General features: G+C 43.5%; 21 protein-coding genes, 1 pseudogene and 1 riboswitch. Of the genes and pseudogenes, 3 read left to right on the top strand and 19 right to left on the bottom strand.

What is annotated here, in order from left to right; genetic code table 11:
* Window positions 1–139: pseudogene (locus A8O23_RS21785) on the top strand (IS110 family transposase); the annotation flags it as partial.
* A 595-nt stretch (window positions 140–734) separates the two neighbouring features.
* Here the strand turns inward: A8O23_RS21785 and A8O23_RS18535 are convergent.
* The 10 genes from A8O23_RS18535 to hppD form a co-directional block, all read right to left on the bottom strand.
* Window positions 735–1,232: a hypothetical protein gene (locus tag A8O23_RS18535; protein ID WP_153042278.1), complete on the bottom strand. Its 498-nt coding sequence runs from the start codon at window positions 1,230–1,232 to the stop codon at window positions 735–737.
* A gap of 33 nt (window positions 1,233–1,265) precedes the next feature.
* Window positions 1,266–1,940 (bottom strand): hypothetical protein, encoded by a 675-nt coding sequence (locus tag A8O23_RS18530; RefSeq protein WP_066624691.1) that lies wholly within the window; start codon window positions 1,938–1,940, stop codon window positions 1,266–1,268.
* A gap of 139 nt (window positions 1,941–2,079) precedes the next feature.
* Window positions 2,080–2,484, bottom strand: a complete 405-nt coding sequence (locus A8O23_RS18525; protein WP_066624688.1) for an energy transducer TonB — start codon at window positions 2,482–2,484, stop codon at window positions 2,080–2,082.
* Window positions 2,485–2,527: 43 nt separating this feature from the next.
* On the bottom strand, window positions 2,528–3,436 hold the full coding sequence (locus tag A8O23_RS18520) for a hypothetical protein (RefSeq protein ID WP_066624685.1): 909 nt from the start codon (window positions 3,434–3,436) through the stop codon (window positions 2,528–2,530).
* Window positions 3,437–3,533: 97 nt separating this feature from the next.
* On the bottom strand, window positions 3,534–3,986 hold the full coding sequence (locus A8O23_RS18515; RefSeq protein ID WP_066624682.1) for a hypothetical protein: 453 nt from the start codon (window positions 3,984–3,986) through the stop codon (window positions 3,534–3,536).
* Window positions 3,987–4,060: 74 nt separating this feature from the next.
* The gene (locus A8O23_RS18510; RefSeq protein ID WP_066624679.1) at window positions 4,061–4,654 is read right to left on the bottom strand and encodes a hypothetical protein; all 594 of its coding nucleotides are present in this window, start codon (window positions 4,652–4,654) and stop codon (window positions 4,061–4,063) included.
* Window positions 4,655–4,746: 92 nt separating this feature from the next.
* Window positions 4,747–5,199: a hypothetical protein gene (locus A8O23_RS18505; RefSeq protein ID WP_153042277.1), complete on the bottom strand. Its 453-nt coding sequence runs from the start codon at window positions 5,197–5,199 to the stop codon at window positions 4,747–4,749.
* A 105-nt stretch (window positions 5,200–5,304) separates the two neighbouring features.
* Entirely contained in the window at window positions 5,305–5,838 is a 534-nt protein-coding gene (locus A8O23_RS18500) for a DUF1877 family protein (RefSeq protein ID WP_066624673.1), read from the bottom strand.
* A gap of 442 nt (window positions 5,839–6,280) precedes the next feature.
* Window positions 6,281–8,029, bottom strand: coding sequence for a phospho-sugar mutase (locus tag A8O23_RS18495; RefSeq protein ID WP_066624672.1), 1,749 nt, complete (start codon window positions 8,027–8,029; stop codon window positions 6,281–6,283).
* A 207-nt stretch (window positions 8,030–8,236) separates the two neighbouring features.
* Window positions 8,237–9,337, bottom strand: coding sequence for a 4-hydroxyphenylpyruvate dioxygenase (gene hppD / locus A8O23_RS18490; protein WP_066624671.1), 1,101 nt, complete (start codon window positions 9,335–9,337; stop codon window positions 8,237–8,239).
* 162 nt (window positions 9,338–9,499) lie between these two features.
* Between hppD and A8O23_RS18485 the strand changes: the two genes are divergently transcribed.
* Together A8O23_RS18485 and A8O23_RS18480 are read left to right on the top strand one after the other, a co-directional pair.
* Window positions 9,500–9,904: a hypothetical protein gene (locus A8O23_RS18485; RefSeq protein ID WP_066624668.1), complete on the top strand. Its 405-nt coding sequence runs from the start codon at window positions 9,500–9,502 to the stop codon at window positions 9,902–9,904.
* A 159-nt stretch (window positions 9,905–10,063) separates the two neighbouring features.
* A complete protein-coding gene (locus A8O23_RS18480) occupies window positions 10,064–11,224 on the top strand; it encodes a hypothetical protein (protein WP_066624665.1) in 1,161 nt (386 codons plus the stop codon).
* Window positions 11,225–11,284: 60 nt separating this feature from the next.
* Here A8O23_RS18480 and trpS read toward each other — a convergent pair whose 3' ends face one another.
* The 9 genes from trpS to A8O23_RS18435 form a co-directional block, all read right to left on the bottom strand.
* Complete coding sequence (trpS, locus tag A8O23_RS18475) at window positions 11,285–12,259, bottom strand: tryptophan--tRNA ligase (protein WP_066624657.1); 975 nt, start codon at window positions 12,257–12,259, stop codon at window positions 11,285–11,287.
* Between the two features lie 247 nt (window positions 12,260–12,506).
* Window positions 12,507–13,157 (bottom strand): alpha/beta fold hydrolase, encoded by a 651-nt coding sequence (locus A8O23_RS18470; RefSeq protein ID WP_153042276.1) that lies wholly within the window; start codon window positions 13,155–13,157, stop codon window positions 12,507–12,509.
* A 5-nt stretch (window positions 13,158–13,162) separates the two neighbouring features.
* On the bottom strand, window positions 13,163–13,621 hold the full coding sequence (locus A8O23_RS18465; RefSeq protein ID WP_066624647.1) for a YciI family protein: 459 nt from the start codon (window positions 13,619–13,621) through the stop codon (window positions 13,163–13,165).
* Between the two features lie 47 nt (window positions 13,622–13,668).
* On the bottom strand, window positions 13,669–14,637 hold the full coding sequence (locus A8O23_RS18460; protein WP_066624645.1) for a hypothetical protein: 969 nt from the start codon (window positions 14,635–14,637) through the stop codon (window positions 13,669–13,671).
* Window position 14,638: 1 nt separating this feature from the next.
* Window positions 14,639–16,084, bottom strand: coding sequence for an MBOAT family O-acyltransferase (locus A8O23_RS18455; RefSeq protein ID WP_066624642.1), 1,446 nt, complete (start codon window positions 16,082–16,084; stop codon window positions 14,639–14,641).
* A gap of 115 nt (window positions 16,085–16,199) precedes the next feature.
* The gene (locus A8O23_RS18450) at window positions 16,200–16,964 is read right to left on the bottom strand and encodes a queuosine precursor transporter (protein ID WP_239693446.1); all 765 of its coding nucleotides are present in this window, start codon (window positions 16,962–16,964) and stop codon (window positions 16,200–16,202) included.
* A gap of 157 nt (window positions 16,965–17,121) precedes the next feature.
* Window positions 17,122–18,039, bottom strand: coding sequence for a ribonuclease Z (locus A8O23_RS18445; RefSeq protein WP_066624638.1), 918 nt, complete (start codon window positions 18,037–18,039; stop codon window positions 17,122–17,124).
* A gap of 18 nt (window positions 18,040–18,057) precedes the next feature.
* Window positions 18,058–18,435: an STAS domain-containing protein gene (locus A8O23_RS18440; protein ID WP_066624636.1), complete on the bottom strand. Its 378-nt coding sequence runs from the start codon at window positions 18,433–18,435 to the stop codon at window positions 18,058–18,060.
* Between the two features lie 68 nt (window positions 18,436–18,503).
* Complete coding sequence (locus A8O23_RS18435; RefSeq protein WP_066624635.1) at window positions 18,504–19,439, bottom strand: phosphoribosylaminoimidazolesuccinocarboxamide synthase; 936 nt, start codon at window positions 19,437–19,439, stop codon at window positions 18,504–18,506.
* Window positions 19,440–20,068: 629 nt separating this feature from the next.
* A riboswitch (SAM riboswitch) is annotated at window positions 20,069–20,180 on the top strand.
* Window positions 20,181–20,308: the final 128 nt, after the last annotated feature.

The raw sequence follows: 20,308 nt of genomic DNA, 5'->3' as shown, positions 1-20,308 counted from the left end.
GTACCAGCGGCTCGTGGCCAAAGGAAAGAACCGAAAGCTGGCTTTGATAGCCGTGTGTAACAAGCTGCTCAAGCAGGCTTTTGCCATTGTAAATTCCGGTATTCCCTACCAACCGGATTTTAACAGAATTTCCGCCTAATTCCCTTGACTTTTAACAGAGTTCATGTTGGCGGGAGTTTTTCTTTTAAGTCCTTATCTTCTTTGCTTCTTAAACTTCAGGTAAGATAGAAGTTGATTACAAACTGTATTGAGAATCTAAAAAGAGCCCTCAGCTTATCCGTTGTGAGAAAAGTAATAAATTAAATGCAGAGCAAGTCCTAACAAAAAGAATCCAATAATTATATGCATACACCCATAGGAGAGTTGGTCGGCTGGTGGCGCACTAGTATCACCATTCCAAATTTCTTTAAATGTCGGAGCTTTTTTCTTTGTAAATATAGCATACAATGATAAAGCTATCCATCGTGCTGTTACTCCTATAAATTCTAGGATAAGCGACCTCATTTATATTTTTTGAAATTGTCTTTCCAATCCATTCGTAAGGCTGGCGAGAGTAAGTTGCAAATAAAATTCGTAAGCTATCGGCAACAGTCAATTTAAAATTACCGCCAACGTCTAGTGTAAGCGACGGGCGAGGCCGTCGGCCGAGACTGACGTTTAGGCGTTGTTGGTAAAAGTTATTTTTTGACCATTTCCTGTTTATTTAATTCTGAAAGCTTAATGGTCGGTAAAACTCAGCTATACTTTTCCCATTCCTTACTTTCCATTTGGTCTTCATGCAGATTGGTCGCATACCACCCTTTGCCTATTTTCAAGTAAAAATCCTCTCCGAAATAGTGAAGCGGGAGAGGCGGGTAAAACTTGCCTTTAGCTAACGGTTTACGTCCAGCCAATATCAGACGGTTTTCGAGAAAATATTTGAAAGCTTCAGAGTCCGTTTGCGATGTTTCTGAATCCGCTTTGGAACAATTAACCCGTTGGGTAAAGTCTTTTCCGCTTTTCTTCCAAATGATTCTTGCAGTAAGGAAGTCGTTACATTCTTTAGAGCTATTTAGGCTATGGCAGCCAACACAATATTGATAGTAGACCATCATAGTATCCACTCCTTCAGATTCCAATGTAGTCACTACTTTTCTGATTGACGGGTGGATATTTTCCAAATCAGCATTCTGACTATATGAAATTATAGAACCAAGAACAAGCAAAGTCATTATGAAAAGGGATTTACTCATTCTTCATATTTATAATTTTTACCAACGTTTAGTTTAAGCGGCGGCGAAGGCCGTCGGCAGAAGCTGGCGTTTATACAGTGTTATGTCTTGTTTTTCTTTCTGAATATAGCTGATATATTTTTCAACCCACATGATTTGTGGCTTATTCAAGGACTTATCTAGCACTAATCCCAGCTCAATAAGTTTGAAGAAGCTTTCTTCTGTCGCTGGTTTTTCATCTATACTAAAGAGGAACCTTTTAAGGTTACATTCAAGTAGAACAGTATCAATACTTGAAAGTGCATCTAAAACCCTTGTTGAGAACTTCTCACTAACCTTCCTGTGGTCGCTTGCAAGAAGGTAATATTTTCTACTAAAAATTTTATGATTACTGAAATCAAGTTCCTGCTTCTTAAAGAGTTCAGTGATTTTATCCGCCGTGGTTTCAGGTCGCATAAAAACCTTCCCAATGCTATCGTCGAGTCTTAGGAAGCCATATAGATAATAATCAGTTTTATAGGGACTTTCTAATTTGTACCGATTAGGAAAGTAGACTTGGTATTGAGCAACACATAAGTAAAGCCTGTTCCTTTTACTTGAGACTTCATAGGTGGCCAAATGTTTAAATCCTTCTTTTCCTGTAAGTTCTTTGAATACTGAAATATCTGGGTTTCTGACCTTTTTTAAACTGATATCCTCGCTTTGGAAATTCTTGATGAAATCGAGCATGTTACAGTTCCTTATCCACTTGCAGGTTTTCAGCTACAAATTTTCATTTTATAAATTAGACATAACGTACTTGTGTAAACGGCGGCGAAGGCCGTCGGCCGATGCTGGCGTTTACACGTTGTTGACACAAGTACTTTTATCACTGGAACTTGAAAGGCAAAATTATTTCTGCCTTAACTTGCTTGCCATTGCAAATAGCAGGATTCCATTTCCTCATTGAAGTCAATGTTTGAACAAAGTTTTCATTTACTAATGGATTCTTAGACTTCTCAACCAATTTAATATCCATTATTTCTCCGCATTGATTAATTATAAATGACGCTACAATAGTTTCATTTCCAGAATAATGGTTAGGAAACCTAAAATTTTTACTTATATATTCATAAGTCGTACTTACAGATTCCCCATATGTCGGAGATTTATCGAATCTCGTATAAATTTTTTCTTTAGATAGGGAATCAATTCTGAAGTCGCACGTTTTATTTTGTCCATTTGCACTTATAGCCAGAGACACCACTAACATAACTAAAATAAGCTGTCTCATATCATTTTTTGTATTTGTGTCAACGGTTTGGCTAAAAAGCGTTTTAATGCTTTTTAGCTATTGTTGTGGGTAGTTTTTCTTTCTGGTAGAAATACTTTAATAAGCTCTTAGGCTCTTTGGTTTTGATTTCGTAAGAGAATGATTCAGTTGGTAATCCTCTTGTGTCGTATCGATATTCCTCCCTTGTGTCGGCGGTGTTTGAACTGTAGTATTCTTTTGCTGCAAGTTTCCCCTCTTGGTTGTAAATAGGTCTAAACCCCCAGGTACTGACTAGGCTATCACTCTGAAACGACTCACTTCTATAATTTATAATCCTGTTCATTGGGTCAAATTCTTGAGTGAGTATAGTTTCGAATCCTGTCGTTGTGGACTGGCTCATCCGTTCAACCGACTTAACCAGCGCGCCATCCTGAAATTCGTATGTGGTCAAATTCTCTAATCTGGGAGTGCCATAAATAAAATGGCCATAGAATCTTTCCTTCCTAATCAGATTGTTATCCGCATCATAATGATAGTAAGTAGCCGAATTGATTTTACCGTCGTCATTGTATACGACCCACTGGTCGAGTCTTGACAGCTCATCATAAATTTTGCGATAATTCAAATGCCTTTCTCCAGTCGCAACTCTGGTGGCGTAACGTTCGAACTCCCTACCTAGGCTATCATAGGTTATGTCATAGGCAATGGGTTCGGAGAAATTTGAGAAGAAGTCGAGATTCCGTTGAATTATGAGAGTACTGTCCTTTATTTTTCCTTTTCCAGAAACTCTATATCGGTAAATCTTTACTGCATTGGTTCCACTCACATTTGCCGTATCACTTCCAGCAAGTTCTAAAAGTTTGGAGAAAGCTAACTCTCCCTCATCCGTCTGCAAGTTGCTACTGGGATTAGTCCTTTGTAAGGAACAGCCCCAGGCAACAAATAAGATTAGTATATACCAAGGCTTTTTCATTTTATAAATTACCCACAACGGACTCGTGTAAAAAGTGTGCGAGGCCGTCGGCCGACGCATAATTTTTACACAATGTTGTGCGTAGGTTTTCTTTCAATTACCACCAGAAGTATAATATATTTTCTTCTTTGGTGTCTGATATTGCAAAGTCTCCTTTGCCCAATGGTATTTCGGCTATTGCAGTCCGTAGCTTTTTTAGTTTACCTTTCCAGAACTGGATTTCTACATCTCCATTATTCTCAATAACCGTCCAAAAGTCATCTGATTCAAGCTTTCTTGAGTTTAATGTCAATTGCTGGGCACTTTTCCAACCAGCTTGTCCGCGTTGGTTGTTGGGAACATTTAGTTGCGCTTGTGTCGGTTCTTCGGTTGTCAGGGTTTTCTTTGTTGACCATTCACAGCTGTCCATCAAATCCAACAAGTCAACTAGATTCTGGCTAGCGGCTTTGTCGACTGTAAGGTTCCAACCTGGATAATTTCTTTGGTTGTCTTTATACTTCCAGAGAAAGACCTTTCCGCTAACTTTAAACTTCTGAATCTCCTCTTTCATATTTTAACTTACGCACAACGGCTAGTGCATGAGGCGTGCAAGGCCATCGGCCGTAGCATGGCTTATGCACAATGTTAGGTGCCGTAATTTTTTATTAATTTTTTAAACGTGTCTCTGCCGCGGACGAATGTTTGCCTTTGCTTAATCTCTGGCATTCTCTCTAACAGCCTATCAGGATTTTCAGCTTCAATGATTCTGTAATCGTTTCTGTTGAAGATTTCAAACTTATAACTTATCCCGTCGCTAGTATGATAGTAAGTTTCGGTTGAATCATTCAATTTAATCCTAGTCGTGTTTATAGTCGAACTGCTCAATCCCCAGAAACCAATTTCCCCAAGTTGCCTCACAAGTTTATCAGGTTCGTCACGAGCAATTTTTTTAATATTAATCTTTGGCTTTGAATAGTCTCCGTTCTTTCTCTTCTTGGATTTTAAATTAATAAAGTACCACTGTCCATCTTTTAAGGCTAATATTTGGTACTGTTGTCTATCTCTGCCCCAGTAGCTATCCTCAGTAAAGGCAAGCACAAAATCATACTGTCCATTGAATGCATGGTATACTAATGACGCTTTTTTCTCTTGATGATTTGTATTGGAAATAATCTCAGGAATCTGTCCAAGCGAGTTAAGGCTTGCCAATAACAGAAATGCCAATACATAAATTTTCATTGTTTTAATTCTTATGGCACCTAACGTACTTGGCTAAACGACGGGCGAGGCCGTCGGCCGAAGGCTGACGTTTAGGTGTTGTTGGGCATGAGTTATTTTTCTTTACCCAAACAGTTAGGGTTCAACATAATCTTGCACTCATTTTGTTGAATTTCTTTAAAAGTGAATGAAAGCCTTTTTACATACATCCTATTTTTAACAATATAATCCCAAGATTTACCTTTTATCATTTTCTCATCAAAAACAAATATTTGCAAAGTGTCATTTGGGTTAAGCCTTTTCCATGTTGCTTCTTCACAAAGCGGTATGTAGAACAATTCCTTTTTACCTAAAGAAGGCAAAAAATAAATAGAGTCGTTTCCTAGAATCTGGTTTTTACTAAGAAAGGAAAGTGTTGTATCAGGGTAATTAAAACTTGGTACACAATAAACGTTTTGAGAAAAGCCATTAGATACTTCAATAAAGTTGTTTCGCATTTTCTTATCTATACACTTAAAAGCCAAAAGTGGCATTACAAGGACTAATAAGAAATTGGCTGCTCTCATTTTTATTTTTTATTAATTCTGCCCAACGTCTAGTGCATGAGGCGTGCAAGGCCGTCGGCCGAAGCATGACTTATGCACCTTGTTAGGTGTTGTTTTTTTTTCTTCTTAACCAATAAACTGGAGAATATATTCTTCTTCTTTACTAGCTTGGCTAAATAGGTTCTTTAACTTCTCAAAGTCCTCTAAAATATGATTCAAGTTGAAGGCTTGTTCAGGGGAGTTGTCAGAATGCCAAACATTTGGGTATATATCATTCTCATTCAATTCTTCTGCGTTAAAGCGAGAGGCAACTTCTTGTTTGGTTAGCCTTTCCAGCTTTGAATTAACTGCTCTAATTTTCTCTGACGGTAAGTAACTAAGTAAGCTTCCATTAAAGAAGAGGTCGTGTAGTTCTTCATCGCTCAATTTACTGAAGTCAGGTTCTATACCATTCTCATCATAGCATACAGGATTGAATATTTCATCCAAAACTACTTGAGTGCTGTCGTCTTCTCCTTTCTTAAGGATGAAGTCTAAGCCCATGAAGAATTTTTCGAAGGTGGCAAATCCCTTTGCTAGAGAAATCAATTGCTGCTGGTCGCTTCTGTTATCCTCAAAGTCAGTTTTTGATATTCTATATAGCGTAGCTGATTGACCCATATTTATATTATAAATTACACCTAACTATTGTATAAAAACACCAGGTATACTTATCGGCACTATATGTGGAGGTGGTACCACCCGCTATGTTCCGGTTTCTTTTTCAAAGGCGTTCCGCCTTTACTTATACAATTTACATATTAGGCAGCATGTTCGCAACTAAATTCGGAAAACTGCCTTTTAGAGCTTTTATAAGAGGTTTCAAACTGGTTATAGCCCTATAAAAGCGCATAAAATTGAGTAGGAGAGGGCGAGGCAAAGCCGTAATATATACGTATATAAACGTATTATACGTATATATTACGGTTAATTATCAGGCTCCGGGAGCTTACCAAAGGCATCTGCAGTTTAAGGCATTTTTCATGAAAACAGCCCCAAAACACAAATCCCTTCCAGCACCAGGCCAGAAAGGATTCATAAATGGTAAAATATATTTAACCTGTTAGGTTAGCTTAAGGTCAGAAATAATACGCTGTATTTTCTCGTCCAGCTTTTTGCCTACCTGCTCAAACTCTTCAGCTGAGTTTAGGGGCTCACGCACGCTGAAGTAGAACTTTATTTTAGGTTCTGTACCAGAAGGCCTGGCAGACACTTTGGTGCCGTCTTCGGTCAGGAACTGCAGCACGTTTGAGCTTTCCAGGCCAGTGGCTTTCTCCTCGCCAGACTGTAAGTTGCGGCTGAAGCCAGTTTTATAGTCAATGAGAGTAGTAACCGGAGAACCGGCAATGGTTTGCGGCGGGTTCTCGCGCAGCTCCTGCATCATCTCCTGAATTTCCAGGGCACCACGGTGGCCTTTTTTGGTAAGGGAGATCAAGTCTTCTTTGAAGTACCCGAACTCCGTGTACATTTGAATCATGAGTTCAAAGATGCTCTTGCCCTGGTCTTTGGCAGAGGCTACCATTTCAGCTATCATGGCGCAGGCAGATACGGCGTCTTTGTCACGCACGAAGTCACCCACCAAGAAACCATAGCTTTCCTCGCCACCGCAGATGTACTGGGCCTCGCCCTCTTTCTCGCGCATGATGGTGGCAATGTACTTGAAGCCGGTCAGGGTTTCGTAGCAGTCTACACCAAAGCCTTCGGCTACGCGGTTAATAAGGTCGGTGGTGACAATGGTGTTCACCACGTATTCTTTACCGGTAAGCTTGCCCGCTTTTTTCCAGGCTTGTAGAATGTAGTAGGTAAGCAGGGCGGCAGTTTGGTTACCGTTCAAGAGTACCCACTGCCCGTGCTGGTCTTTTACGGCCATGCCCACGCGGTCAGCGTCAGGGTCGGTGGCCATGACTAAATCGGCATCCAGTTCCTTCGCTTTCTGCATGGCCAGATCCATGGCGTCTTTCTCTTCAGGGTTAGGGTACACCACGGTTGGGAAGTTGCCGTCTGGCGTGGCCTGCGCCTCCAGCACGTGCACATTGGTAAATCCGAAACGCTCCAGTGCACGGGGCACCAAGGTCACGCCGGTACCGTGAATAGGGGTGAAGACAATTTTAAGATCTTGCTGCCGCTTAATCATTTCTGGGTCCACGCTCAGGGTCGCCACTTTGTCTAAGTAGGCCTGGTCTACTTCCTCCAGAATGTATTCAATGTTGGCTTCGTTGCGATCAAACTTCACCTGGTCCACGCTCTGGATCTTGTTTACCTCGGCAATGATGTTCTTATCGTGCGGAGCCGTTACTTGGCCACCGTCGTTCCAGTAGGCCTTGTAACCGTTGTACTCTTTGGGGTTGTGGGAAGCCGTGAGTACCACGCCGCTCTGGCAACCCAGATGCCGTATGGCGAAAGACAAAATTGGTGTGGGACGCAGTTCTTTGAAGAAGTATACTTTTATACCGTTGGCGCTGAACACATCGGCTACCACGCGCGCAAAAACATCAGAGTTATTACGGCTGTCATGCGCTATGGCTACGCTCACCCGCTGGTCTGGGAACGACTTGAGAAGATAGTTGCTGAGGCCTTGGGTGGCCATGCCAATGGTGTACCGGTTCATACGGTTACTGCCCACGCCCATAATGCCCCGCAAGCCACCCGTGCCAAACTCCAGTTCTTTGTAAAATGAGTCGGTGAGGGTATCCGTGTCTTTGGCGTCAACCAGACGCTGTAACTCAGCCTTGGTGTCGGCGTCGTAGCTGCCCTCGAGCCATGTATTTATTTTGTTCAGAATTTCCGGTTCCAGTGATAAGTTGTTTTCCATAGTTATGTATTAATGAGTGATGGACAGAATGTGTGAATGAGTGAATTTAGGGGAGAATGTGTGAAGGAGTGGTGAATAAAAAATTAATGATTGATCAGTAGATTTTAGTTTCTGTAAATGCTTTATCTCAGTCATTCAAACTCTCACAAAATCAGCTACTCAATATAACTTTATTCACTCAATCACTCCTTCACACATTCTCAATTATTAAAGATTCCCCCGCAGCGCCTGCTCGCGTTCTATGGCCTCAAACAAAGCTTTAAAGTTGCCTTTCCCGAAAGACTTGGCTCCTTTGCGCTGTATAATTTCATAGAACACCGTAGGGCGGTCTTCCACGGGTTTGGTGAAAATCTGGAGCAGGTAGCCCTCGTTGTCGCGGTCTACCAAAATGTTCAGGTCTTTGAGGGGCTGAAGGTCTTCGTCTATTTTGCCAACGCGGTCTAGCAGGTCCTCATAATAAGAGCTGGGCACCGTCAGAAACTCTACGCCCCGTCGGCGCAGTTCGGCCACGGTGTCTACAATGTCATCCGTGGCAATGGCAATGTGCTGTACGCCTGGTCCGCCGTAGAAATCTAAGTACTCTTCAATCTGCGATTTCTTCTTGCCCTCGGCTGGTTCGTTTATGGGGAATTTGACGTAGCCGTTTCCGTTGCTCATGACCTTACTCATAAGGGCAGAATATTCTGTGGAGATGTCTTCGTCGTCAAACGTGAGCAACAGCTGAAAGCCCATGACTTTGGCGTAAAAGTCTACCCAAGTGTTCATTTCGCCCCAGCCCACATTGCCTACGCAGTGGTCCACGTGCTTGAACCCAACCGGAGAAACCGGAAAGCTACTCTTTCTGGCCACGTACCCGGGCATAAAGGCGCCGCTGTAGTTCTTACGCTCCACAAACGTGTGCACTGTTTCGCCATAGGTGTAAATAGACGAAACTTTCACCTCGCCAAATTCATCGGTGAGTGTTTTTGGCTCACCTGCCGATTTGGCGCCCCGGCTTATGGTCTCCTGGTAAGATTTCTTGGCATCATCTACCCACAGAGCCATCACTTTCACGCCGTCACCATGCTTGCGGACATGCTCTGATATTTCTGAATCAGGTAGAAGGGAGGTGGTGAGGACAAACCGTACCTTGCCTTGCTGTAAAACATAAGAAGCCCGGTCACGTACTCCTGTTTCGGGTCCGGCGTAGGCTACCAACTCAAACCCGAAGGCGCTTTGGTAATAATAGGCGCTTTGTTTGGCGTTCCCTACATAGAACTCAATGTAATCTGTGCCATTTAACGGCAGAAAATCTGAATTTGTAGCCATAGTAGGTTCTTTATGAGGTGGAAAGGCTCCCAGCGGAAGGCTTTGCCGGTAAAAATAGAAGAATTGGGCCGGAAAGAAAATAAACTCTTTCCGAAGGGTTTTGCCCCATCTACTTGGAAATAGCGTCAGATGTTATAAAATTTGTGAAAAATACACCAAAGCATGAATATCCAAGATTTGAATACTTCGCTGGTTTCCCTTATCCAGAAAAAGCAGGAATTAGGCAAGCTCTCTTACAACGACGAGCGCTACGATGACGTGGAAGAGGAACTGCACGACCTGGAAGACGATTTCAATGATAATTACGGCGAATACCTGGAAGACGTTTTAGGTGATATTCACCATAAAATAAACTCCGACACCGATGTGCTTTTGCCCACCGCCTACCTGCCAGAAGCCCTGAATGAAGATGGCCAGGTGACGCTTACAGGCAAGCAGGGGGTTTGGGTAGAGACGGAAGTCTATCCTAACAAAGAGGCCCGTCTGGTACTGGTGCCAAATCCGGTGCGCTTCATCCTGACATCAGGTAAAACCGCACAGGTAGTCTGGAACTCAGAAGAGGCGTAAATCTTTTCCTCTTCTTACATTATTAGCAGCTCCCGCTGAAGTGAAAGCTTTGGCGGGAGCTTTGCTGTTTTTGGGGTGTTTTGCTGAAAAGAGGCCGAAAACAGATATACTGTCTTATGCGCTTGTTGTGAAATTTAAAGAATACTTGTAACCTGTGGCATGAAAAAAGAATGTACTTACCTTTTCCTTTTGGTCATAATTGCATTTGGCAGCTGCCAGAAAGAAAAGCCAGCGCAGGAAAAAGCTGGTTCCGCCAATGCCGGCACCACCACTCTCCCCGAAGCTTCTCCTAAAAACGATACAGTATATCAATATGCCTACCCAGATACAGAGAGAAGATATGACACCACTGAGGTAATAGTGGGTTCTGATGTGTACAAAGCCATCACACAAGCATATAGCCTTAACGACAGCTCAGTGGTGGAGGTATATGAGTGGGATAGCGGTGAGAAACCGGTGCCTCATAAATCATATAACCATGATACCCATTATCAGGTCAGGTTGCAGAAGAACGGGAAAGTGCTGTTTCAGAAGGCATTCAGGAAGGAGGACTTTATGAAGCTTGAAAAAGAAAACGGATACATTGGGGAAAGCGCCCCTATTCCTCCTGTGTTCAGAGGTGTGACTGCTGATGATAAAGTGCTTTTCGATATAGTGTTTGGGCTGCCTGATAGCGATGTGGGAGGCGTTGCCATGCTGGTAACCGACCTGAAAGGCACCCCCCTGCGCCTTCAAAATTACAGCCATACCGGTGGTGGTGGCTGTGACAGTGAGCTGCAGCTTACTAATGACCGTAAATATTATCTGAATTGCTCCTCTTTGTATGGACCCGCCGGATACATTTTTGATTTTGGGATAAGTGATGTGGTCTACAGCTCCTTCTTAACCGACACCACCTTTGTAGTAATTTATGATTATATTATTTCAAGAGGTTACAGAACAGAGAAGGGGGTGCGGGAGTACCATGAGGAGCGAGATAGGAAATCTAAGAATCTCATCTTTTACCACGTGAACGGGAAATCTCTGGCCGGCTATAGGTATGACGGTTTTTTTGAAGAGCTAGGCTATACCGCGCCTGTGGCCAAAGTTGATTCCAGTTTCGTTTTATTAGATGGAAAAGGAGAATCTTTGTTTATAATAGATATTGCTGATCCACTTCAAAACAAAACGACATACTTGCATGAACTGGAGAGATTAGACAAAAGAGTAAAAGACAAGACCGTAAATGAAATAAAACTGTACACGCCACAGGAATACTATTATTTCTATTTTACTCCAAACGGAATTAAATATTACGCTTCTACTTCTTACGAAGAATAAAACAAAAGCCGAAGCTTAATAGCTTCGGCTTTTGTTTTACGGAAAAGGTTGTGGTGCTGCTTAAAATCCTAATTTCTCCCGCACTTTCTGAAGCACCGGGGCTCCAATGGCACGGGCCTTGGCGGCACCTTCGGCCAATTTGGCATCTAACTCAGAAAGGTTGTTCATGTAATAGTTGAACCGCTCGCGGGGCTCAGCATATTTCTTCAGCATGAGTTCATACAGCGCCTGTTTGGCGTGACCGTAGCCGTAACCACCCGCCAAGTAGCTCTGGCGCAGAGATTCTGTTTCTTCTTCAGAAGCAATAAGTGAATAGAGCTTAAAGGTAAGATCTGTTTCAGGGTCTTTGGGCTCCTCAAGGGTTTTGCTGTCAGAAACAATGCTCATGATACGCTTCCGCAGCTCTTTCTCAGGTAAAAAGATGTCAATGGTGTTACCGTATGATTTGCTCATTTTCTCGCCATCTATGCCAGGTACCGTCATCACGTTCTCATCAACCTTGGCTTGGGGCAGCACAAAGGTTTCGCCGTAGATGTGGTTGAAAGAGCTGGCCAGGTCACGGGTGATTTCCAGGTGCTGTATCTGGTCTTTGCCTACCGGCACAAACTCCGCATCATACAGCAGAATGTCGGCAGCCATGAGCACCGGATACGTAAACAAACCTGAGTTTACGTCAGACAGTTGGCGGCGGGCCGATTTGTCTTTGAAAGAATGTGCGTTGGCCAACATAGGGTAGGGCGCAAAGCAGCTCAGGTACCAGGTTAATTCAGTTACCTCCGGCACATCAGACTGACGGTAGAAAATATGCTTGTCTGTGTCAAGTCCAAACGCTAACCAGGCCGCTGCTACGGCATACGTATTCATTCGGCGTACATCAGCCTCCCGAATGGTGGTTAAAGAATGTAAATCAGCAATAAAGTAAAGTGAATTATTCTCTGCTTTATTAGAGAGCTCAATTGCCGGAAGGATAGCACCCAACAAGTTGCCCAGATGTGGTCGGCCACTGCTTTGGATGCCCGTAAGAATTCGTGCCATGGTTTGTACTGTAATTTGTGCAAAGAAAGCGATTGCTAGGCAAACCGGAAAACGAAACCCGTGCTGTGCTGCTTTTTCTGGAGGAAGAACTTCTTTATTAACTGTTTTTGACCTGTTTTTCAAAAACCAAGGCTAAAACAAAGAGCGGTTATATGGCTTTGCCAGCCTCTTGCATGGCTTTAGGTGAATTAATTCAGGTAGATGGGAAAGTGTGTTTTTATTTAATAATATATGTTAAATAGAATTGTTATAGCTCCTTGTTAATGAATTTACTAACCTCTGGAGCTCTGCTGAGCAGCATTAAATGTTCTCCGCCTTTTATGATTTTCGTGTGAGGGTAAGGTGGGAACGGAAGCACTTTGTCTTCATCACCATGAATGATGACGGTGGTGGGAGCGGGGGAGGATTGTCTCCAGTTCAAGATCTGCTGCAGAGCCCAGCGTAAATAGGCAATATCAGTGTCCATGACTACTGCTTTCAGCAGCTTTTTTTCTTCTGAGGTCTTTGCTCCGAAAACCCAATTAGCAGGCGCTTCCCAAAGTCTTATGAGCCGGAACGGCAGCCACCGCTGTAACTTTAGAGCACCACCTATGCGGTAGTGCCACTGCAAATCTTTTGAACTGGCTAAGCTAGAAATGAGAATTACCTTATTAACCGGTTTAAGCTTTGCTACCTCCTGCGCTACAATACCGCCAAAGCTTACCCCAACTAGAATAGGAGGCTGTTCAGAGGGTTCAATTTGGGCTAATAACCGCTGGGCGTAAGACTGGAGTGACTCGCCTTTATGTGCCGGAATCCATGAGATGAATTTTGGGTTACGGTGGCGGAAAACCAAGTTCTGGAACATGCGTTCATCGGCTCCAAGCCCACTAAACAAGTATAATGGCGAAGGTGTCAATAGGTCTACGGTTTAATTTTGGTGATGCTCTCGCTTACCGGGAGGTAAACAGGCAATGCCGCCGAACCATACCATTCAAACAATTCCGCCTCCAGCAACTTTTCTTTCACGGCAGGGTCGGTTTGCAAGAGAGCGTTTGCTTCGGCAATGGTTTCTACGTTCAAAATAAAAAGCCCACGGTAGGCTTTGTCGTTTTTCATGAAGGGACCGGCAACCACAAGCTTGTTCTGGCTTGCCAACCGGTTTATGTTCTCCATGTGTCCCCTGAACAGCTGACTAACTCTCTCTTTATCCTGTATTTTGTTCGGCCCCGTCTTCAGAATAACAAAAACGTACTTCTTCATGCCATAATCATCGGCTCCTAAAGAGTCAGCCAATGCTTTGTTGTACGTGGGGTTCTGTGTTTGCGCCTGCAGCGTTTGACCCATCACCAGTAGCAAAAGAAGAAGAAAAAAGCTTTTCATGTTGGTTTAGTTGTAGATAAGGAATACAAGGTAGAAAGGTTCAGGCGTTATGGCAATGCCATAGCTGGTTTCAAGCGTTTCAGATCTTGTAGTAATGTATTGGTAAAAGCTTCTGAACCGGTTTTATTCAGGTGCGTGACGTTGTAAAAGAACTTTTTCTCTTGGCTAATTTTGTCTTGGGAGTAGTCTAGAAAAAGCAGCCGGTGTTGTGCTGCCATGTTCCGGTAGAGTTGTAAAATTTCTTCCCTGTTTTGCACGAATTTTTGCCCCTCTATGTACTCCGGAGAGTAAACGAAAATCACCTCAATGTTTTGGCGGGCACAATTTTGCAGAAACTGGTGGAACAGTTTTGTTAATTCTGGGTCGGGTATGGCTTTATAGTACTGTAGTTTTTCCTGAGCTTTTTCAAAGTCACCGTTCCAGGTTTCATCTTTAGCTCTGTAGCCTTTCACTCTTCCAGCACTTTGGTCTACAGGCACCACCGCATTCTTTACCGCATGTAGCACTGCCCACTTTTTACCAGAGTAGCGCAGCAGTGGCAAGTAGTAGTCTAAAAAAGAAAAGTGCCCGTAGGGAAGGGTGAAATTTTTTATGTTTTCATTATAGAGCATGTAAGGCAAGAACTGCTGCACATTGTACAGGTCGGGCAGCCTTTCCAGCGTAAAGACATCTAAGGAGTAAAGAATATACCTGGGCTTTGGGTTATATTTTAAGTACTCAAGGTGCCGTAGGTACTGCAGCTGAAAAGTATGCCCGTCTAACCCTAAATTGTACACGCTGCGGTGCAGCCCTTTCTCCAGAAGGATTGGGTTTAAGTGGGTCCAGGCCCGTGAAGAACCATAAACCACCACCTCTGCCCGTAAGTTGCCGCTGTACATGTCATTGTACACCGAATATTCGTCTTGTCCGTAAGCTTTTGACTTCTTCAGGTTATTGGACAGAAAAATATCCAGCGGATACGCTAAGACCAGCACAGGTAACAGGAAATAGCTTAAATTTTTGAGGAAGCGCTTCATGTTAGAACTGGAAATATATAAATGCCTGCGGTTGGCCCTCTAGCACAAAAATGGCAGCGGCCAGCATATAGTAAATGGTCAGGCGCATGGGCCTTTTCCATTTTTGCTCCAGTTTTTCCAGGGGGTGCAGCTTATGTTTGGTGCACCACTCAACCGAGATAAACACTGCCAGAATAAGCAGGAGTGGCAGGGTAATTTGAGCTTCAATTTCTATAGGGGCAAGAATGGAAGAAGAAAACATACCTGTAAGATATTGCACCGCATGAGACATATCATGCGCCCTGAAAAACACCCAGCCCAGTACTACTAAGCCAAAAGTGAAGATGATTTGGGTCGCTTCTTTTGCAGAGGGAAAGAAACTGGCCTCTGCCACAGTTCCTACATGTTGCCTGTTGCGTTTGAGTAAGAGCAGGGGCAGAAAATACAAAGCATGGAGAAGCCCCCAAACTATAAACGTCCAATTGGCACCATGCCATAACCCACTGACAATGAATATTATAAAGATGTTTCTGATGTTTAGCATGGTGCCGCCTCTGCTTCCTCCTAACGGGATGTACAGGTAATCTCTAAACCAGGTTGAAAGAGAGATATGCCAGCGGCGCCAGAATTCGGCCACATCTCTTGAAAAATAGGGGAACGCGAAGTTCCGCATCAGGTCGAAGCCGAACAGCCGCGCGGTGCCAATAGCTATGTCAGAATAACCAGAGAAGTCGCAGTAGATTTGAAAAGCGAAAAACACCGCCCCGAGCCACAGCGTACTGCCGGCATAATCTGAGGTGTGGTTAAAAGTCAAGTTGGCAAACTCGGCACAGTTGTCGGCTACCACTACTTTTTTGGATAATCCCCATAAAATCTGGCGCATTCCGTCTACCGCACTTCGGTATTGGAACTTGCGGGGTTGGTGAAACTGCGGTAGTAAATGAGTAGCCCGCTCAATCGGCCCAGCCACCAGCTGCGGAAAAAAGCTGACAAACGCCATAAAGGAAACAAAGTCTTTGGTAGGCGCTAACTTTTTTCGGTACACATCAATGGTGTAACTAAGGGTCTGGAAGGTATAGAAACTAATGCCCACCGGCAGCACAATATGGAGCGCATCTCCTGAAATAGGCCTGCCCAACAAAGTGAAAGCAGAGACGAAGTTTTCAAGGAAGAAGTTGTAGTACTTAAAAAAGCCCAGTAGCCCTAAATTGACCAGCACGCTTACCCACAGCAATGCTTTTCGTTTACCTGCGTGCGCCTCATTGCCCAACGCCAAACCGATGCCGTAATCCACGAGGGTGCTGAAGAAAATCAAGAAAAGAAAACGCCAGTCCCACCAGCCGTAAAACAAATAACTGGCGCCCACTATCAGCAGATTCTGCCACCATATGCTCTTGTTAGTAACAAACCAATAAAGCAGGAAGACTATTGGTAAGAACAGCGCAAAATCTATGGAGTTAAAGAGCATGATTTGGAGATAAACCCACTACTACAATGCAGACACAGCATTCCAGAAAATGGAGTTCCTAGTATGGAGAACCTGTTTTAGGCTTGTTTTTTTAAAATAAGCCTAAAATAGAAAATTAATCCTCAGAGAGTAAGGCTTCATGTTTTAGTTCTGTGTCTCCGGCTAAATAACGATCTATAAGGGCATGAGCCAAATACAGCAAAGGGGTAAGCAGCACAGCAATGGTAAATTTATAGAGGTAGTTGATCACTGAAACAGAAAGCACATCTTTCAGGGTCCAGTTATCAAATAGGTAAAAGGCAATGAAAAGCACTACCACCGTGTCCACTAACTGGGAGACCAAAGTTGAGCCGGTAGCCCTGAGCCAGATCATTTTACTGCCGGTCACGCTCTTGAGCCAGTGGAAAACATACGCATCCAATAATTGCCCTACCAGAAACGCCACTAGCGAACCCACAATGATACCCAGCCCCTGCCTGAAGACTTTGTTAAAGGCAAAGTTTATGTCAAAGCTGGAGCCATTGAACCCTTCAGCATTTACATCTAACCAAAACTGAGCTGGTGGTAAGGCCGTAGCTATCGTTATCACTAAAAAAGCATAGGCAATGAGCGCAGCCGTGAGGTAACTTATTTTCTTCACCCCCTCTTTCCCAAAATATTCATTTATAATGTCGGTGGCAATGAATACTACCGGCCAAATGATCACCCCGGCGGTAAGGTTGAAGTCTAGTTTTGCCCCCAGCACCGGAACCTGGGCACCGGGCAGGCCAAAGATTCCTTCGCCAGAGAAAATTTTCACACCAATCATTTCGGCCAGAAGGGCATTGGTCACTACTATACCACAAAGCACCATGAACAGCTGCCGTTTTTTAGATCCCATGTGGTGCAGCGAAGAAGCTGGAACAGTCATCAATGAAAAGATTTATACCCTACAAAGATGAGGAAACCTTGGAAATAAACATGTAGTAGTGTGGCTCAGGAAACCACTCTTCTGTTTTAGGAGCTTTTTTTTAAAAACAGGGCAAAAACAGCAACGTTTATTCTAACACACTAATGGTTTTACCTTCAGTGGCCAACATGGTATTGGGGAAAACAGCCTGAGCTTCTTCTAGCAGAAGGTTCAACTCTTTGTATCTGGCGGAAAAATGGCCAATTAACAGGCGTTTAACCTGCGCTTTATGAGCTAAAGTAGCGGCCTGTTCAGCTGTGCTATGAAAGGTGAAGTCGGCGCGGTGTAGCAGACTATTGTCAAAAGTAGCCTCGTGGTACAGCAGGTCAACACCTTGTACCAGCGGTAAAATATCTTCTTTGTAGCGGGTGTCGGCGCAATAGGCGTAGCTTCGGCTGCGCTTGGGGTCAGTAGTCACGTCAGCGTTCTGTACCACTACCTCACCGGCTTCATTATATATGTCTTCTCCCCACTTAAGCCTTACCAGTTGGGCAGGAGTTAAGAAAGAGGGGAGCTTGTTTTTAAGCAGATGGCGGGGCTTTTCTTTTTCCCGAAACAGGTAGCCACAGCAGGGAACACGGTGCAGCATGGGCAGCGTGTGTACTGTCATGGTTTTGTCTTCGTAGATCTTGCGAGAAACAGTAGTATCTACTTCAAAGAAATTTACTTTATAAGGTAACTGTGTACCCCCGTACTTGAACTGGAGCGTGAGAATCTCAGCGAGTCCCTTTGGTCCAAAAAGATTGATAGGAGTGGTCCGCTGCTGCAGGTGCATGGTAGAAAGCAAGCCTGCTAAGCCAAAGTAATGGTCACCGTGGAGGTGACTTATGAAGATGTTACAAATGCGCTGATGCTTTACTTTGTAACGCATCAGCTGCATTTGTGTACCTTCTCCGCAATCAAGCAGATTGATTTGGTTGCCTATGGTGAGAACCTGGGCGGTATGGTGACGGTCAAAAGAGGGTGTGGCAGAGGAGCTACCAAGAATTTTCAGCTCAAAGTCCAAACTGCGGCCCCCTTCAGACTATTCCTCTTTGTTTGTAAGGTCACTCTCAATCTCGTGCAGGAACACTCTGTCTATGCCTTCCTCAACGGTTGGCAGAATGTTCAACACAGACTCAAGCTTAGAGATAGTGATCAACTTGGTAACGTGCTCTTGCAGACCAGTTAAAATAAGAACTCCTCCGGAAGAGTTGCACAAGCGGTTGGCAATCAAAATGGAGCTAAGCCCAGAAGAATCAGTATATTTAACGTTGGTAAGGTCTAAGATCAAGTTGGTGATTCCTTCTGCATTCAACTTCACAAACTCAGACTTCAGATCTGGTGCGATCGTGGTGTCCAGTTTCTTCTCATCTATGGTGATGATAGTGTAATTCTCTTTTTTATCAATTGTGTACTTCATAAGTAACAGCAAAAAGGGTTAGAATGCGAATTTACCAAAAATTGGTTGAATAACAGTAACAAAGTCACTTAAAAAATGTTTGAGGCAATACTCTTCTCTAGCATTGCTGGTTGGCTGGCGTAGTCTTGGGGGGAGAACTTCTTGCCTAACAGTTGCTCATACAATTCTATGTAACGCTGAGAAATTTCAGATATTTTAGCGTCGGTCATTTCTGGTACCTGCTGCCCGTCTTTTCCCTGAAATCCATTCTCAATCAACCATTGACGTACAAACTCCTTAGAAAGTTGCCGTTGCGGCTCACCTTTCTGTTGCCTGTCTTCGTAACCTTCTGAATAAAAGAATCTTGAGGAGTCGGGTGTATGTATTTCATCAATCACTAAAATCTGACCGTCAGCTTTGCCGAATTCATATTTAGTGTCTACTAGAATGAGCCCACGCTCAGCCGCCAACTCGCTGCCACGCTTAAACAAGGCTCTGGTGTAAGCCTCTAACTGCAGGTAGTCTTCTTCTGAAACAATACCCTGTTTTAATATTTCTTCTCTTGAAATATCTTCATCATGGCCTTCAGAGGCTTTAGTAGTGGGGGTGATGATAGGTTCAGGAAAAGGATCGTTTTCACGCAGCCCTTCTGGGAGCGTTACTCCGCAAAGAGTACGCTTGCCAGCGCTGTACTCGCGCCAGGCGTGGCCTGCTAAATAACCTCTGATAACCATTTCTACCTTAAATGTTTCGCACTGGCGGCCAATGGTCACATTAGGCGCCGGCTGACTAATAACCCAGTTAGGCACCACGTCTTTGGTGGCTTCCAGAAAACTTGCGGCAATTTGGTTCAGCACCTGGCCTTTATATGGTATAGCCCGCGGGAGCACCACGTCAAATGCCGAAATACGGTCAGTGGCCACCATGGCCAATGTGTCTTTGAAATAATAAACGTCCCGCACTTTGCCCCGGTAAAAGCCGGTTTGCTGCGGGAACTGGAAATTGGTTTCTTTTAAGGCTTGCATAAGTGATAGCTAACGGCGGCAAAGTTAGAAAAGGTTGTGCAAGCGGCAAGTGCTACAGATGATAGTTTGTGAAGAACCCCTATTGTCAAATGCATTTGTTAGTGCTATTATAAGTAGAGAGATAAATGAAAACCGATCATCAATCATTCACTTCCTAATGAATAGGTATGTATGTAAGAACCTTAATAGAAAACGGTGCTAAAGCACCTTACCCTTGTTTGTAATGACATGACAAAAGGAATAGCTGCTGCCATAGAGCCTGTTGTTGGTAACTCTTATAAAGGCTAAGCTACTTTTTTTCTCTCTTCTAAAATAAACAGGACTATAGTGGGTAGCTGTTTTTCGGCTGTTTTTGGTAAAGTAAGCAAGAAACAGATCTCTGTTGGTGTATTGCTAAAATCCTAAAAATTTTAAGGGTAAATTTTGGATTTTATCTGAGGGAGTAGCTTTGGTTATGAATTTATTTATAAACTTGCTAATGATTGTTAGCTTTTGCTAGAATATTTTTAAAATGCATAACTACTTATTAAAGTCTTCGTAAAAATTATTCGATAAAAATTTTAGAAATAGTTTGGAGTTTAAGCTCTGGGCTATACATTTGCAATATCAAGTCAATTATTCCGGTAGTTGATTTATAAAGAAGAGTGGAGAGACAGGCTCAATGAAACTCTAGCAACCTACTAGGTGGTAAGGTGCTAATTCCTGATCCCAGCGGACATATTGCCCTGGGGAATATAAATTGATACGAAGATGGAAAAACAAATCCAACCCACTTCTGACAATTCAAAGCCGTACAAACGTATGGCAACTTATGTAACACCCTCTATTGCTATGGATTCCATTTCCATGCGAATGTGCGGCTGTTGTTG

Source organism: Rufibacter roseus, from assembly GCF_001647285.1.
GTDB classification, from domain to species: domain Bacteria; phylum Bacteroidota; class Bacteroidia; order Cytophagales; family Hymenobacteraceae; genus Nibribacter; species Nibribacter roseus.
The sequence above is the reverse complement of the archived record's forward strand: the minus strand, read 5'-3'. Positions and strand labels throughout refer to the sequence as shown.